The 15,869-nt window shown below is 41.3% G+C and carries 10 protein-coding genes; 8 read left to right on the top strand and 2 right to left on the bottom strand.

The window, feature by feature from the left end:
- Positions 1-148 precede the first annotated feature (148 nt).
- Together QR40_RS08630 and rsmA are read left to right on the top strand one after the other, a co-directional pair.
- Positions 149-919, top strand: coding sequence for a TatD family hydrolase (locus QR40_RS08630; protein WP_027295599.1), 771 nt, complete (start codon positions 149-151; stop codon positions 917-919).
- Between the two features lie 16 nt (positions 920-935).
- A complete protein-coding gene (gene rsmA / locus QR40_RS08635) occupies positions 936-1,802 on the top strand; it encodes a 16S rRNA (adenine(1518)-N(6)/adenine(1519)-N(6))-dimethyltransferase RsmA (protein WP_044294357.1) in 867 nt (288 codons plus the stop codon).
- A gap of 73 nt (positions 1,803-1,875) precedes the next feature.
- Here rsmA and QR40_RS08640 read toward each other — a convergent pair whose 3' ends face one another.
- The gene (locus QR40_RS08640; protein WP_044294359.1) at positions 1,876-3,024 is read right to left on the bottom strand and encodes an ROK family transcriptional regulator; all 1,149 of its coding nucleotides are present in this window, start codon (positions 3,022-3,024) and stop codon (positions 1,876-1,878) included.
- Between the two features lie 251 nt (positions 3,025-3,275).
- Between QR40_RS08640 and QR40_RS08645 the strand changes: the two genes are divergently transcribed.
- The 3 genes from QR40_RS08645 (at position 3,276) to QR40_RS29660 (ending at position 7,227) form a co-directional block, all read left to right on the top strand.
- The gene (locus QR40_RS08645; protein WP_044294362.1) at positions 3,276-4,205 is read left to right on the top strand and encodes an alpha/beta fold hydrolase; all 930 of its coding nucleotides are present in this window, start codon (positions 3,276-3,278) and stop codon (positions 4,203-4,205) included.
- 72 nt (positions 4,206-4,277) lie between these two features.
- Positions 4,278-4,985, top strand: a complete 708-nt coding sequence (locus QR40_RS08650; protein WP_027295603.1) for a response regulator transcription factor — start codon at positions 4,278-4,280, stop codon at positions 4,983-4,985.
- Positions 4,975-7,227, top strand: a complete 2,253-nt coding sequence (locus QR40_RS29660) for a sensor histidine kinase (RefSeq protein ID WP_052430754.1) — start codon at positions 4,975-4,977, stop codon at positions 7,225-7,227. The genes QR40_RS08650 and QR40_RS29660 overlap by 11 nt, the downstream gene beginning before the upstream one ends.
- Before the next feature lie 63 nt (positions 7,228-7,290).
- Here the strand turns inward: QR40_RS29660 and QR40_RS08660 are convergent, their stop codons facing one another.
- Positions 7,291-8,022, bottom strand: coding sequence for a YesL family protein (locus QR40_RS08660; RefSeq protein ID WP_044289608.1), 732 nt, complete (start codon positions 8,020-8,022; stop codon positions 7,291-7,293).
- 539 nt (positions 8,023-8,561) lie between these two features.
- Here QR40_RS08660 and ileS point away from each other — a divergent pair.
- From ileS to QR40_RS29665, 3 genes are all read left to right on the top strand, one after another.
- Positions 8,562-11,681, top strand: a complete 3,120-nt coding sequence (gene ileS / locus QR40_RS08665; protein ID WP_044294364.1) for an isoleucine--tRNA ligase — start codon at positions 8,562-8,564, stop codon at positions 11,679-11,681.
- A gap of 26 nt (positions 11,682-11,707) precedes the next feature.
- Positions 11,708-14,164 carry a glycogen/starch/alpha-glucan phosphorylase gene (locus QR40_RS08670; protein WP_027295605.1) on the top strand — a complete coding sequence of 819 codons (2,457 nt, stop codon included), beginning with the start codon at positions 11,708-11,710 and terminating at the stop codon, positions 14,162-14,164.
- A 265-nt stretch (positions 14,165-14,429) separates the two neighbouring features.
- The gene (locus QR40_RS29665; protein ID WP_052430755.1) at positions 14,430-15,809 is read left to right on the top strand and encodes a SpoIID/LytB domain-containing protein; all 1,380 of its coding nucleotides are present in this window, start codon (positions 14,430-14,432) and stop codon (positions 15,807-15,809) included.
- The last annotated feature ends 60 nt before the right edge of the window (positions 15,810-15,869 follow it).

The following is a 15,869-nucleotide window of genomic DNA, read 5'->3' on the forward strand; positions in this document are numbered from 1 at the left end:
TAGCTTAAAATAAAGAATACAAATAAGCAGCAGTTTCGCAGTGCAATCTGCGTTATGCATGGAGGAAAAGCTTGAAAGAAAAGCGCTTTCAAACTACTTATTAAGTCATTATCGCAGGCAGGCCTGGCGATATGCAGGAGGGAAAAGTATGATATTTGACAGCCATGCCCATTATGATGATGAGGCGTTTGACGAAGACAGAGAGAGCCTGCTTGGCAGTATGCAGGAGAATGGAATTGGATATATTGTAAATGTAGGTGCAAGCTTACGGGGCGTAGAGGACACGGTAAAGCTCACAAAGAGCTATCCCTTTATATATGGAGCAGTTGGAATTCATCCGGATGAGGCAGGAGACTTGAATGAAGAGCGTTTGCTTTGGCTGGAGAAACTGTGTGAAGAGGAGAAGATCGTTGCGGTAGGAGAGATTGGTCTGGACTATTATTGGGACAAGGAGTCCCACGAAGTCCAGAAGGAATGGTTTGCAAGGCAGCTTGCCCTTTCCAAAAAAGCAGGTCTGCCGGTGATTATCCACAGCAGGGATGCGGCAAAGGATACCATAGATGTTATGAAGGCAGAACACGCAGGCAGCACAGGCGGTGTAATCCACTGTTTCTCCAATTCCAGGGAAATGGCACGGGATTATGTCAACATGGGATATTATATTGGAATCGGTGGTGTTGTCACCTTTAAAAATGCCAGAGTAATGAAAGAGGTTGCAGAATATGTGCCTCTGGAACAGATTCTGATTGAGACAGACTGCCCTTATCTGGCACCGGCTCCTAATCGCGGAAAACGGAACTCGTCTCTGTTCCTGCCCTATATAATAGAAGAAATCGCACGTATCAAAGGGATATCAAAAGAATTAGTAGAAGAGAAGACCTGTGAAAATGCATTGAAAATGTACCAGATAAAATCATGAGAAGAAGAGGTAACGAATGGAAAAATTATCAAATCCCCAGAAAACTATAGAGGTCATTCAAAAGTATGAATTTGCCTTTCAAAAAAAGTTTGGTCAGAACTTTTTAATCGATGGTCACGTACTGGATAAAATTATTCGTTCTGCCAATATTACAAAGGATGATTTTGTGCTGGAAATCGGACCGGGCATCGGAACAATGACCCAGTATCTGGCTGAAGCTGCAAGAGAGGTGGCGGCAGTAGAGATTGATAAGGCGCTGATTCCGATCTTAGAGGATACCATGTCTTCCTATGATAACATAACAGTCATAAATGAAGACGTTCTGAAACTGGATATCAAGCAGCTTGTGATGGAGCGAAACGGCGGCAGACCGGTTAAAGTAGTGGCGAATCTTCCGTACTATATTACTACGCCAATCATTATGGGATTATTTGAAAGCCATGTTCCCATCGACAGTATTACCGTCATGGTACAGAAAGAAGTGGCACAGAGAATGCAGTCAGGGCCGGGGAGCAAGGACTACGGTGCACTTTCACTTGCGGTACAGTATTACGCCGAGCCGTATATTGTTGCAAATGTGCCACCCAATTGCTTTATGCCCCGTCCAAAAGTAGGAAGTGCAGTAATACGGCTGACAACATACAAAGAAGCTCCCATCGATGTAAAGGATGAGCGTCTGATGTTCCGGATCATCCGTGCGTCATTTAACCAGAGAAGAAAAACGCTGGTAAATGGGTTGAATAACTCACCTGAGATTCCGATTTCCAAGGAGATCATTGCAGAAGCGATTGAGGAACTTGGGGTTTCGCCCACTATCCGGGGGGAGGCGCTTACGCTGAGTGAGTTTGCAAGGCTCAGTAACATCATTTCGGCAAAAGAATAAACTGCATCAAATGAATTTAATATAAAAACCGGGAATAAAGAAAACGTAAAGTCTTCTTTATTCCCGGTTTTTATTATGGCTTCAATATCATTTTATCAATCCCCAGGAAGTTCTTAATTACTACGCAGGCGCCGCCCAGCAAAATAGCGGTGTCCTGCAGTCCGGATGGGAGGATGGTACAGTATTTATCCATACGGTTGCAGAGAGATTCCTGGATCTGCTTTGTAATATCCGGTATATACATAGTGAAAGCGCTGTTAATTACGATCAGATTAGGATTAAACGTATTCAGAATATTATTAATGCCGATTGCCATATATTTGACAAATTTCTGAATGACCTCCAGGGCATCACTGTCTTGCGCCTGATAAGAACGGATCAATGCGTCAATGGAAACTTCCGTACTGTCTTTACGCCTTGCGTAATCCTTCAGGATTGCCCGTTCTGAAGCATATTGCTCAAAACATCCATGATTGCCGCAGGGGCAGGCGCGCCCGTCAGGAACGATGATTGTGTGTCCGAACTCTCCTGCATAACCGTTATACCCGGTATAAAGCTGATCATCAATCAGAATTCCCATTCCAATACCGGAATGTATACTCAGGTTAATAATATTGGGATAATCAAAATAAAAAGTGCGTTCTCCCAAAACGGATAGATTAGCTTCATTATCCATATAGACAGGTACATGGAAGTGTTCCGATAAGGAATCAGAAAGGTTCTCTTCTTTTATGGAATAGTATGGGGTGAACATCACATGATTGTTATGCACTACTCCGTGAATACCAATACTGATACCAACGACCCCGTGAACAGTAGGAGTTAGACCCTCTATAGTTTTCTCGATAATAGAGATCAATATAGGAAGAATTTCCAGGTCATGGGATGAATTTTTATATTGTTTGACAAAACAATGGGTTCCTTTCAGGTCAGAGGTGAGTACCGTTATGTAATCTACGCTAACATCCAGTGAAATTACATGGCCGCCGGATTGGTTGAGATCCAGAAGGATTGGCTTACGGCCCTTGTCTGTCTTGGCACTGCCAATTTCAATAACCAGGTGCTCATCCATCAAAACCTGGACAATCGCTGAAATAGTGGCTTTTGTAAGCCCAAGTGCCTTGGCGAGGTCCGCCCTTGAAATGGGACCGTTGTTAACAATCGATTCCAAAACAAGATGGCTGTTAATATCACGGATTAATTCCTTGCTTCCTGTTATCATAATATCCTCCATTATAGTTTAATGACTATATTAAGTATATCATAGAAAAAGTAATTAGGACAGACTAAAAAATGATCTTTCGTAATTCTTAAAAATTTTTTTGTTTATTCTATGCTATAATATATTATATTATGGGCTTATTGTATGGAAATGGAAGAATGTGTTTTCTTTATAGGAAAAACTGTTTTATTAAGCTATTTAGAGACTGGAATGATATATATTGTATTAATTAAACAGGTGAGGTGGATAGAATGTCAGTAAAAAAGGATTTTTATTATTTATCGGATGATCAGGAAACAAAAATTCATGCAGTAAAATGGAAGCCGGACGGAGAGGTCAGGGCGGTTCTCCAGATTGCTCATGGAATGGTTGAATTCATTGAGAGGTACGACGAATTTGCAGGTTATATGGCAGACCATGGATTCCTGGTGGTTGGAAATGACCATCTGGGGCATGGAGACTCCATTAAGTCCAAAGAGTATTACGGTTATTTTGCAAAAGAGAATGGGAACCGGACGCTCATACGGGATATGCATAAACTAAGGTGTATCACGGAAGAAGAATATGCAGGCCTACCTTATTTTATTCTGGGGCACAGCATGGGATCTTTTTTGACCAGACAGTATATCTGCTGTCATGGAAAAGGGCTGGCCGGGACCATTATTATGGGCACCGGGTATAAGCCGAGATTTGCAGTGAAGGCAGGAATCGTACTGACTGCAATACTGGCGAAAAGACATGGCTGGATGTACCGCAGCAGGCTCGTAGATGCAATGGCATTTGGCGGTTATAACAGGAATTATAAACCGGCAAGGACAGACAGGGACTGGCTTTGCCGGGATGAGAAGGTCGTGGATGCTTATATTGCTGAAGAAAAATGCCAGTTTTTATTTACGCTGAATGCTTACCATAATCTTTTTCATGGACTATATAAATTAACTTTTGAAGAATATTTAGAACGAATGCCCCGGGAGATGCCTGTCCTGTTTGTATCGGGGGAGGATGATCCGGTAGGCGACCAGGGCAGAGGCGTAAAAAAAGTTGTCGAGACATTCCGAAAAACAGGAATGAAGGATATTTCCTGCAAACTTTATCCGGATGACCGTCATGAAATTTTGAATGAACTGGATAGAAAACAGGTTTACCGGGATATTCTGCAATGGTTAAACCGGCTGATTTAAAATAGTGGATCGTATATTTTGGTACAGGCATTTTTCAAACACGTTCTGCACCAGAAGGAATAGGGAGTTAACATGTTTAATATACTAGTTTGCGATGATGACAAGGAGATTATGGATGCTGTTGAAATATATTTGAATCAGGAAGGATATGAAGTCTATAAAGCGCTGGATGGCGAATATGCCTTGCAGACACTAAAAGTGGTAGAAATCCATCTTGTCATTGCAGATATAATGATGCCAAAGCTGGACGGAATAGCGTTGACAAAGGAAATCAGAAAAAACAGCGGGGTTCCGATTATTATCCTTTCAGCAAGATCAGAAGATACGGATAAAATCATGGGGCTTGATATAGGTGCGGATGACTATCTGACAAAACCTTTTAATCCCCTGGAGCTTGTGGCAAGGGTCAAATCCCAGCTCAGGCGATATACGAAACTGGGGAATTATGTAAAAGGAGATATAACCGTTCTCTATCGTACGGGCGGCCTTGTAATTAATGATGAAGAAAAAGAAGTTACAGTAGATGGAGTGATTGTAAAACTTACGCCTATTGAATATAATGTTTTGCTTTTGCTGGTGAAAAATAAGGGCAAGGTTTTTTCCATAGACCAGATCTATGAAAGCATCTGGAACGAGGTGGCAATCGGTGCCGACAATACGGTGGCTGTACATATCAGACATATCAGAGAAAAAATTGAGATCAATCCCAAAAGCCCCCGGTATCTAAAAGTAGTATGGGGGATTGGCTATAAAGTTGAGAGCATAGCAGATGAAGAATAACGGGCAGGAAACAAAATGTAAAGAGGATGAGTTTCGGGCAGCGAGAAAGATTGTAACACTGACCGTGGAATACATGTCACTGATTATTATCATTTGCTCTTTTATGATCAGTCTCAGCATGATGACTTCTCTGGAAGATTTTCAAAATGCATTTGGAAAGCCGTATCCGGAAACGGCTAAATACGAGACACAGGTGGAAGAGAAGATCGGTCAGCTGCATGAATTTCTGGAGGGCTGCAATAAATTTGAAACGGATGGGATTTACGATCCGGATAGAATCGTTGATATAGAAAATTACGCATTACATAAGAATATTACAGGTCAAAGTGAAGGAGGATTATCTTACCGTCTTCACGATCTTTTGCAATGGGCTCAGCAGGGGGCAGAGTTGGACAATGAGGAAGCCTATTCCCCCATAGGATATAAAGATATTGAGGAATATGCCCGGAAGACGGGAAAAGACAGAGATAAACTATATCTGTATGTGAAGAGCACAATAGCAGGAATCTGGGACGATGTATGGCACTATAATACTTTGAAAGTGGAATTTAACGGTAAGAATACCAATTTAAAATACATTGTTCTGGATAAAAATAACAAGCAGGTCTATGGGAATACAGGATTGTCAGAGGAACAGATTTTAGATCTGGGTACCTATGTAGTGCTAGATTATAAAAAACTGGAGTACGATGCCAATCTTAAATTTAAGAAAAATATATACAGTAATCTGGGTAGAGGAATTTCGCCTAATTGTATTGACAGCCGTATCGTGATTGGAATCGATACATCATTCCTGGTGCAGGATGAATTTTATGATATGAAAGAACGATATGAGAACTGGATGCCATGGAGCCGTGCGGCTGCAGTTGTATGCGGTGTTTTTATATTTATCTGGCTGTCATCGATCGGATATTACACCAATATCGCAGGATTGGAAAAAGGGGAATTCGCACTGATGAAACTGGACGCATTTCCAATAGAGGTGCTGACGCTGATAAGCGGAATGGTATTCGCACTGGGTGGTCATCTGGCATATCTGAGCTATCAGCATCTAGGGATTTTTCCAGGTATTGCCGGAGTGCTATTTTCCCTTGCAGGATTTGCAAATGGAATGTTTATTGTGTGGTATGGCAGCATGGTGCGCCGGGTAAAGGGAGGTGTATTTTTAAAATACAGCACCATTTACAACCTGTGGCGGGAGTTATCTCATATGATATATAAGAGAAAAATTTCGATTAGAATTCTTGTCTGGTATATAGGATTTTTAATCGTCAATATTCTGGGAATACTTTCCATCACTTATCTGGGAGTATGGGGAATGCCCCTTACAATAATACTGGAATTAATTATCGGAATTAATTTAGTAAAGATGTCAGTGCAGCAGGATAAGATATCAACAGGAATAGATCAGATTTTAAAAGGAGATTTTGATTATAAAATAGACGGGTCAAAATTTTTGCCGGCAAATAAAAGGCTGGCAGATTCCGTAAATAAAATGAGTAACAGTCTGGAGTCAATCATAGAGAAAAATACCAAAAGTGAAAGACAGAAGACAGATTTGATTACAAATGTATCACATGATATCAAGACACCGCTGACATCGATCATTAATTATGTGGATTTGTTAAAAAGACTGGAATTATCAGATCAAAAGGCACAGAACTACTTAGAGATACTGGACCAGAAGTCACAGCGGCTTAAATATTTAACGGAAGACCTGCTGGAAGCATCTAAAATAAGTTCGGGAAACATCCTTCTAGAGTATATAAATATTAATTTCAAAGAACTTATCCTGCAGACAGCAGGAGAATTTGATGACCAGTTCAAAGCTAGAAGACTGGAACTGGTAACGAGTGTTCCGGATCATCCCATTATAATCCGTGCAGACAATACACGTATCTGGCGTGTTATCGAAAACCTGTATAATAATGTTGTAAAGTATGCCATGCCTGGTACCAGGGTTTATGCCACAATACGCACCGAAAATGAAAAGATGATTTTTTCTATTAAAAATATATCGGAATATTCTCTCAATATGGAAGCCGAAGAGCTGACCGAGCGTTTTATACAGGGGGATAAATCCAGAAGCACAGAAGGAAGCGGTCTTGGATTATCAATTGCAAGATCCCTTACAGAAATGCAGGGTGGAGAATTTCGCATCAGCGTAGATGGCGACCTGTTCAAAGCAGTATTAATATTTCCAATAGTACAGCATGAAGTATGCAGCACCTTATCAGTGTAACAACAGCCAGTCCGGTTATTAAATGGACTGGCTGTTGTAAACATACTGTATATAAGTATGTAATTATTCTGATTTTTCATTGGAAGAATTCGTTGTAGGAGAAAGGTTCTTAAAAGCAGATGGTTCCATAATCTCGGGAATATCACTGGAAGAATTATCCTCCTCCGTTTCTTCAGGAATATAGCGGTCAAATATTTTAACAAAGAAATAAGAATTAATAAAAGCGATAAGTGCAAATCCGATCAGTATCCATACAATTAAACCATAGGCAAATACAATAGGGATCATCAGAGTAGCTCCGGCCGGAACAACAGCAACAATCAATATTAAAAATGTATATGGCAGATGTCTGATGGACATAAACAGCGAATTCTTAAAAGTATTTTTAATAGAATTCACAAATTTGGATAAAATCGGGAAAATGTAAGATAATACAAATGCATATACAACAGCAACCACCATAAGACCATAACGCATGACAGTAGTCAGTGTAGATTTCATCTGTCCTGTTATCCGGAAATCCATCAGCAGGATAATTCCGGCTACCAGCATAATCAGCCAGATAATCGTACTCTGCTTAAAATTTTCCTTAAAAGATTTGAAGAAACCTTTTATAATATAAGATTCTTCGTTACGCGCCATTTTCAGCGTCACATAATACATAGCCGTACAGGAAGCACCGATAGTAACAATCGGGATACAGCATATAAGAAATACAACGTTCAACATCATCAAGTCTGCTACCCTGGACATAAAAGTAAAGAACTTATTGTCCATACTAAAAAATCTACCCATTCTAAACTACCTCTTTTAACGATTTATTTGTTTACATCAAATTATATAGGATTATAGGGAAAAATGCAAATAAATAAAGCATAAACTTAGGGAATTTCACAGATCTTTTAAAAAATTTTTCTCCTTGACTTTTCATTCCGTGCTACATATAATGAAAATTAGCAATATATATAGAAAAGACGATGACGAAGACAGTACATTTATTTTGTCAGTGTGTCTGGGAAATACGGACATATATCTGATAATCAACGAAATTTACAGCGAGCCGGTGGTGGTGGAAGTCCGGTAAGAGTAGGATAGATGGAATATCACTTCAGAGTTTCAGGCTGAATAATAGTAGGTGCTGACGGTTTTCCACCGTTAACAGGAACGCGTATGATAGTATGTTGTAACAGGTGGTTAACGAAGTGTATGACTCTCGTCCTTTTACAGGGATGGGAGTTTTTTTGTGCACATTCATTCCACAAACTGGAACGCACAGCTGGAATAAAGCAATTCAAACACGCTCTAACGCATAAAATTTAAGGAGGAATATAATCATGTACGACAAAGTTTCTACGAATCTTAATTTTGTTGACCGGGAGAAGAAGACAGAGAAGTTCTGGGAAGACAACCAAATTTTTGAAAAAAGTATTGATAACCGTGAGGGATGTGAGACCTACACATTCTATGACGGGCCGCCTACCGCAAATGGCAAACCTCACATCGGCCACGTTTTAACCCGTGTAATCAAAGATATGATCCCAAGATACCAGACGATGAAAGGGAAGATGGTTCCGCGTAAAGCAGGCTGGGATACCCACGGTCTTCCGGTTGAGCTGGAAGTGGAAAAAATGCTGGGTCTGGACGGCAAAGAGCAGATTGAAGAATATGGTCTGGAACCATTTATTAAATATTGTAAAGACAGCGTCTGGAAATATAAGGGCATGTGGGAAGACTTCTCTGCAACCGTAGGATTCTGGGCAGATATGGAGCACCCTTACGTAACTTATGACAATAACTTTATTGAATCCGAGTGGTGGGCGCTAAAGCAGATCTGGGACAAAGGACTGTTATATAAAGGATATAAAATCGTACCTTACTGCCCAAGATGCGGAACACCTCTCTCCAGTCATGAAGTTGCCCAGGGATATAAGGATGTAAAGGAACGTTCAGCCATTGCCAAATTTAAAGTAAAAGGCGAAGAAGCATATATTCTGGCATGGACAACCACTCCGTGGACCCTGCCTTCAAACGTGGCACTTTGTGTAAATCCGAAGGAGACTTATGTCAAAGTATCCATGAAAGAAGATGGAACGGTTTATTATCTGGCACAGGCACTTTGTGATAAAGTACTGGGCGAAGACAACTACGAGGTACAGGAGACTTATGTAGGAACAGATTTGGAATATAAAGAATATGAGCCACTATTCCCATTTACCACACCGGCGAAAAAAGCTTACTTTGTAACCTGTGCTGACTATGTTACTTTAACAGATGGAACCGGAGTTGTTCATATCGCTCCTGCATTTGGTGAAGATGACTCCCAGGTAGGAAGAAGATATGATCTGCCATTCCTTCAGCTGGTAGACAGCAAGGGTGAGATGACAGAAGAGACTCCATGGGCAGGAACTTTCTGTAAAAAAGCAGATCCCCTTGTATTAGAAGATTTAAAGTCCAGAGGTCTTTTATTCTCTGCACCGCAGTTTGAGCACAGCTATCCTCACTGCTGGAGATGTGACACACCGCTTATCTACTATGCACGCGAGTCCTGGTTCATCAAAATGACCGATGTAAAAGAGGATCTGATCAGAAATAACAACACCATCAACTGGATACCGGAAAGTATCGGAAAAGGTCGCTTTGGAGACTGGCTGGAGAACGTACAGGACTGGGGAATCAGCCGTAACCGTTACTGGGGAACGCCGCTGAATGTCTGGGAATGTGAATGCGGACATATGCACTCCATCGGAAGCATTGCCGAATTAAAAGAAATGTCGGATAACTGCCCGGAGAATATCGAACTTCACCGCCCATTCATTGATGCAGTGACTATCAAGTGTCCTCATTGTGGAAAAGAAATGCACCGTGTGCCTGAAGTAATTGACTGCTGGTTTGATTCCGGGGCAATGCCTTTTGCGCAGCATCATTATCCGTTTGAAAACCAGGAATTATTCAAACAGCAATTCCCGGCAAACTTTATTTCAGAGGCAGTGGACCAGACCCGTGGATGGTTTTATTCCCTCCTGGCTATTTCCACGCTGATCTTTAATGAAGCGCCGTACAAGAATGTTATCGTACTGGGACATGTCCAGGATGAAAACGGACAGAAGATGAGCAAGTCAAAAGGGAATGCCGTAGACCCGTTCGATGCACTTTCCACTTTCGGAGCTGATGCGATCCGCTGGTATTTCTATGTGAACAGCGCTCCCTGGCTGCCAAACCGTTTCCATGGAAAAGCAGTGACGGAAGGACAGCGTAAATTTATGGGTACTCTTTGGAATACCTATGCATTTTTTGTGCTTTATGCAAATATAGATGAATTTGACGCTGCAAAATATAGTTTAGAATATGATAAGCTTCCGGTAATGGATAAATGGCTGCTGTCGAAAATGAATACCCTGATTCAGACCGTAGATGAGAATCTTGGAAATTACAAAATCCCGGAAGCAGCAAGAGCATTACAGGAATTTGTAGATGACATGAGTAACTGGTATGTACGCAGAAGCCGTGAGCGTTTCTGGGCGAAGGGCATGGAACAGGATAAAATCAATGCATATATGACGCTGTATACGGCGCTTGTAAATGTATGCAAGGCTGCAGCACCTATGATTCCGTTTATGACAGAGGATATCTATCAGAACCTTGTTCGTAATATCGACAAGACAGCACCGGAAAGCATTCACCTGTGCGACTTCCCGGCAGCGGATGCAGCACAGATCGACAAGGACCTGGAAGCAAATATGGATGAAGTTCTTAAAATTGTTGTTATGGGGCGCGCATGCAGAAATACAGCGAATATCAAGAACAGACAGCCGATTGGGAATATGTTTGTAAAAGCCCGTTTTGAATTACCTGAGTTCTTTGTGGATATAATCAGAGAGGAATTAAATACCAAAAAAGTAACCTTTACCGATGACGTAAGAAACTTTACATCTTATAGCTTTAAGCCTCAGCTAAAGACGGTGGGACCAAAATATGGAAAACTCCTGGGAGGAATCCGTCAGGCACTTCCCCAGTTAGATGGAAATGCTGCCATGGATGAATTGAACGGAAACGGTTCCATTAAGCTTGACATAAACGGAACAGAGGTTGTATTATTAGAAGAGGATCTGCTGATTGAGACAGCGCAGACGGAAGGATATGTGTCAGAGCAGGATAACGAAATCACCGTTGTACTGGATACAAATCTCACTCCGGAGCTGATTGAAGAAGGATTCGTCAGAGAGCTGATCAGTAAGGTACAGACCATGAGAAAAGAAGCGGGCTTTGAAGTGACAGACAGAGTCGTGGTTTATGCAAAAGACAATCAGAAGATTGAAAAAATATTAGAAGAGCACAGAGAAGAGATTAAGTCAGAAGTTCTGGCAAATGATATTGTGACAGGCTCTGCAAACGGCTATGTAAAGGAATGGAACATCAACGGGGAGACAGTAACCATGGGCGTGGAGAAGGTGTAATATACCAGAAAACAGGAGGATGGTTCATGAGTAAAAAATTTGACAAGGAAGCATTTATTAACGATGTAAAGGCAAACGTAAAGACCTTATATCGTAAGACGATTGATGAAGCGACGAAACAGCAGGTATTTCAGGCGGTATCCTATACGATTAAAGATACAATCATAGACAACTGGCTTGCAACCCAGAAGCAGTACGAAACAGACGACCCAAAGACAGTTTATTATATGTCTATGGAGTTTCTGATGGGGCGTGCCCTGGGCAATAATCTGATTAACCTCACAGAGTATAACGATGTAAAAGATGCGCTAGAGGAAATCGGATTTGATCTGAACGTAATCGAGGATGAAGAGCCGGATGCAGCGCTTGGAAACGGAGGGCTTGGACGTCTTGCAGCATGTTTCCTGGATTCACTTGCTACTCTTGGATATTCTTCCTATGGCTGCGGTATCCGTTACCGTTACGGGATGTTTAAACAGAAAATAGAAAACGGTTTTCAGATTGAAGTACCGGATAACTGGTTAAAGGACGGCAATCCATTTGAACTGCGCCGTCCCGAATACGCCAAAGAAGTAAAATTCGGAGGTTATGTACGTGTGGTATATGATGAAACCACAAAGAGAAACCGCTTTATCCAGGAAGGCTGCCAGTCAGTGCGTGCGATTCCTTTTGATATTCCGATTGTGGGATATGACAACCGCATCGTGAATACACTGCGTGTCTGGGATGCGGAAGCAATTAACGACTTCCAGCTGGATTCCTTTGACAAGGGAGATTATCAGAAAGCAGTAGAGCAGGAAAACCTGGCACGTAATATTGTAGAAGTTCTTTATCCAAATGATAATCATTATGCCGGCAAAGAGCTTCGTTTAAAACAACAGTACTTCTTTATTTCAGCCAGCGTACAGGCAGCAATTGAAAAGTATAAGAAAAAACATTCCGATATGAGGAAATTCCACGAAAAAGTGACTTTCCAGTTAAATGATACACATCCAACAGTGGCAGTAGCAGAATTAATGCGTATCCTGGTGGACGAAGAAAACCTGGAATGGGATGAAGCATGGGAAGTAACCACGAAGACCTGTGCATACACGAACCATACAATTATGGCAGAAGCACTGGAAAAATGGCCGATAGAGCTTTTCTCCAGACTGCTCCCGCGCATTTACCAGATTATAGAAGAAATTAACCGCAGATTCCTTATTGAAGTTGGCAGAAAATATCCGGGAGACCAGAATAAAGTCAACAAGATGGCAATCATACATGACGGACAGGTGAAGATGGCACATCTTGCCATTGTAGCCGGATACTCTGTCAATGGTGTTGCCCAGCTTCATACGGAGATTCTGAAAAAGCAGGAATTAAGAGACTTCTATGAAATGATGCCGCAGAAATTCAATAATAAGACCAATGGTATTACCCAGAGGAGATTTCTGCTTCATGCGAATCCGCTTCTGGCAAAATGGGTAACCGCCCATATTGGTGATGAATGGATTACAGATCTGCCGCAGATTTCAAAATTAAAGATCTATGCAGAGGATAAAAAAGCGCAGCAGGAATTTATGAATATCAAGTATCAGAATAAGGTACGTCTTGCCAGATATATTTTAGAGCACAACGGTGTGGAAATTGATCCCCGTTCCATCTTTGATGTACAGGTAAAGAGACTTCATGAATACAAACGCCAGCTGATGAACATTCTGCATGTAATGTATTTATACAACACCATTAAAGACCATCCGGAAATGGATTTCTATCCAAGAACATTTATCTTCGGGGCAAAAGCAGCAGCCGGATACCGCCGTGCGAAGCTCACCATTAAGCTGATTAATGCAGTGGCAGACGTTGTTAATAACGACAGATCCATCAAAGGAAAGCTGAAAGTAGTATTTATTGAAGACTACCGTGTTTCCAATGCGGAATGGATATTTGCTGCATCTGATGTATCAGAGCAGATTTCAACAGCAAGTAAAGAAGCATCCGGTACCGGAAATATGAAATTTATGTTAAACGGAGCACCGACCCTGGGAACCATGGACGGAGCAAATGTAGAGATTGTAGAAGAAGTTGGAGAAGAGAATGCCTTTATCTTCGGGCTTACAGCCGACGAAGTTATTAACTTCGAAAATAACGGCGGTTACCATCCAATGGATTACTTTAACAACGATCAGGATATCCGCCGGGTACTGATGCAGTTAATTAATGGAGAATATGCAAAGGATGACCCGGAACGTTTCCGTGAAATCTATGATTCCCTGTTAAATACCAACAGCAGTGACAGAGCAGATACTTACTTTATCCTTGCAGACTTCAAGTCATATGCAGAGGCTCAGAGAAGAGTAGAAGAAGCATACCGTGATGAAACCCGGTGGGCGAAAATGGCTATTCTGAATGTAGCAAGCAGCGGTAAATTCACATCAGACAGAACCATCCAGCAGTATGTGGACGAAATCTGGCATTTAGATAAAGTAGTGATTGAATAGAGAATTTAAATTAAATAGCAGATTAAAATTACAAAGGTTGTTTTAATGTAAAAAAACCTGGTATCTTTAAATGATTGTGGGAAAACGGAAGCCATCCGGTTCATCTGCAATAAGATAAATATACCGGGTTTTTTGCTGCCCTTTATCCTATAAGTTGCGTATATCATTCCTATAAGAGTTGTATCAGATAAATAATAAAAAATTATCCCTGAATTATGCATAATATAGAAATACGGTAATATACATAAGACAAGGAAGGTGCGCCATGAAGGAAAAAATAAAAAATATTCTAGCATTAATTTTACTGGTACTCTTATTGCCTTATGTTATTACGGTTCTTATGTCCGGCAAGATAAGACAAACCTATTTGGACAGAGGAGATGATCATTCCTTTATTTCGGTAGAAGTAGACGGGAAAGTACGTGAAGTTAATTTTGAAGACTATGTAATGGGCGTTACAGCCTTACAGATTCCATCCGCTTATCAGACAGAGGCGATCAAAGCCCAGATGGTGGTAGCGAGAACGAATCTATGTAAGATGCTGGAGGACCATCCAACGGAACTATTGAAAGACAAGTATCTAACCGTTGATCAGATGGAGGAACTGGGAATCAGGGATAAATTCGGCAGGGCAAGCAGAGAAACAAGCGGACAGGTTCTCACCTATGACGGGAATCTGATTCTGGCATCCTATCATGCGATCAGTGCCGGAAGGACAAGAAATGGAAATGATGTTCTGGGAAGCCAGAGTTACCCATATCTGGTTTCGGTACAGAGCGCTCAGGATGTGGAGGCAGAACGTTATCTCCACGCTGAAGTATACGATCCGGAAGAAATATTACGAATATGCAGGGAGCAGTATCCTGATATGAAAGCATATTATCCGGAAGGAACTGAGGTTTCTACAGATCATACTGCCGGTACGGGAGCCAAAGAAAGCAGAATACAGGATAATTATCAGCAGGAAACAGCATTAAATGTGAAAGCAGAAGGTAGAGAGAACGTCACCACTACATGGAATGCAGACCAGGGACCGGATACCATATCCACAGACCTTTCGGGTGTAGAAACAGAAATTTTAACCGAGGCAGCAGAACCGGAATCTCCAAAGGGAACGCAGACGCAAAACGGGACAGATCCGGGAAATGGAAAAGAAACCCGGAAGCAGAGCGGGGCAGAGTCCGAAACTCCAAAAGCAAGTCAGACAGAAGCTGTAACAGAACCCCAGACAGAACCCCAGACAGAACCACAGACAGAACCCTCAGAGACAGATAATCATGAGAGTGGAACGGAGGAGTTAAATAAAACAAATCTTTGGGACAATATGGAGATTGAAAGTAATGATGAGGCTGGCTATATAACAAAAATCCGGATTGGTGACACAGAAATACCTGGTGAAGAATTCCGCAGATTTCTGAATTTAAATTCCAGCTGTTTTACAATGGAGCAGGTAGAAAAAGGAATTCGGATTACCACCAAAGGATTGGGACACGGTGTGGGAATGAGCCAGTACGGAGCAGAGAGAATGGCAGAATCAGGAAAACCATATGATGAGATTTTGCAATATTATTTTAAAAATGTAACGATAGAAATAAATGAAAAACAAAACAGTTCAGAGACAGAAACAAATGCCATAAATTCATAAATCGATTTTTCAAACATTGTATATTCTTTCATAAACTGGCAATGCTATTGTTGAACATAA

This window comes from Robinsoniella peoriensis (genome assembly GCF_000797495.1).
Taxonomy (GTDB): Bacteria; Bacillota; Clostridia; order Lachnospirales; family Lachnospiraceae; genus Robinsoniella; species Robinsoniella peoriensis.

What these genes read in the sequence shown, in the direction of transcription:
- QR40_RS08640 (WP_044294359.1), bottom strand. Translation starts at nt 3,024, where the DNA reads ATGATAACAGGAAGCAAGGAATTAATCCGTGATATTAACAGCCATCTT.
- QR40_RS29660 (WP_052430754.1), top strand. Translation starts at nt 4,975, where the DNA reads ATGAAGAATAACGGGCAGGAAACAAAATGTAAAGAGGATGAGTTTCGG.
- QR40_RS08645 (WP_044294362.1), top strand. Translation starts at nt 3,276, where the DNA reads ATGTCAGTAAAAAAGGATTTTTATTATTTATCGGATGATCAGGAAACA.
- rsmA (WP_044294357.1), top strand. Translation starts at nt 936, where the DNA reads ATGGAAAAATTATCAAATCCCCAGAAAACTATAGAGGTCATTCAAAAG.
- ileS (WP_044294364.1), top strand. Translation starts at nt 8,562, where the DNA reads ATGTACGACAAAGTTTCTACGAATCTTAATTTTGTTGACCGGGAGAAG.
- QR40_RS08630 (WP_027295599.1), top strand. Translation starts at nt 149, where the DNA reads ATGATATTTGACAGCCATGCCCATTATGATGATGAGGCGTTTGACGAA.
- QR40_RS29665 (WP_052430755.1), top strand. Translation starts at nt 14,430, where the DNA reads ATGAAGGAAAAAATAAAAAATATTCTAGCATTAATTTTACTGGTACTC.
- QR40_RS08660 (WP_044289608.1), bottom strand. Translation starts at nt 8,022, where the DNA reads ATGGGTAGATTTTTTAGTATGGACAATAAGTTCTTTACTTTTATGTCC.
- QR40_RS08670 (WP_027295605.1), top strand. Translation starts at nt 11,708, where the DNA reads ATGAGTAAAAAATTTGACAAGGAAGCATTTATTAACGATGTAAAGGCA.
- QR40_RS08650 (WP_027295603.1), top strand. Translation starts at nt 4,278, where the DNA reads ATGTTTAATATACTAGTTTGCGATGATGACAAGGAGATTATGGATGCT.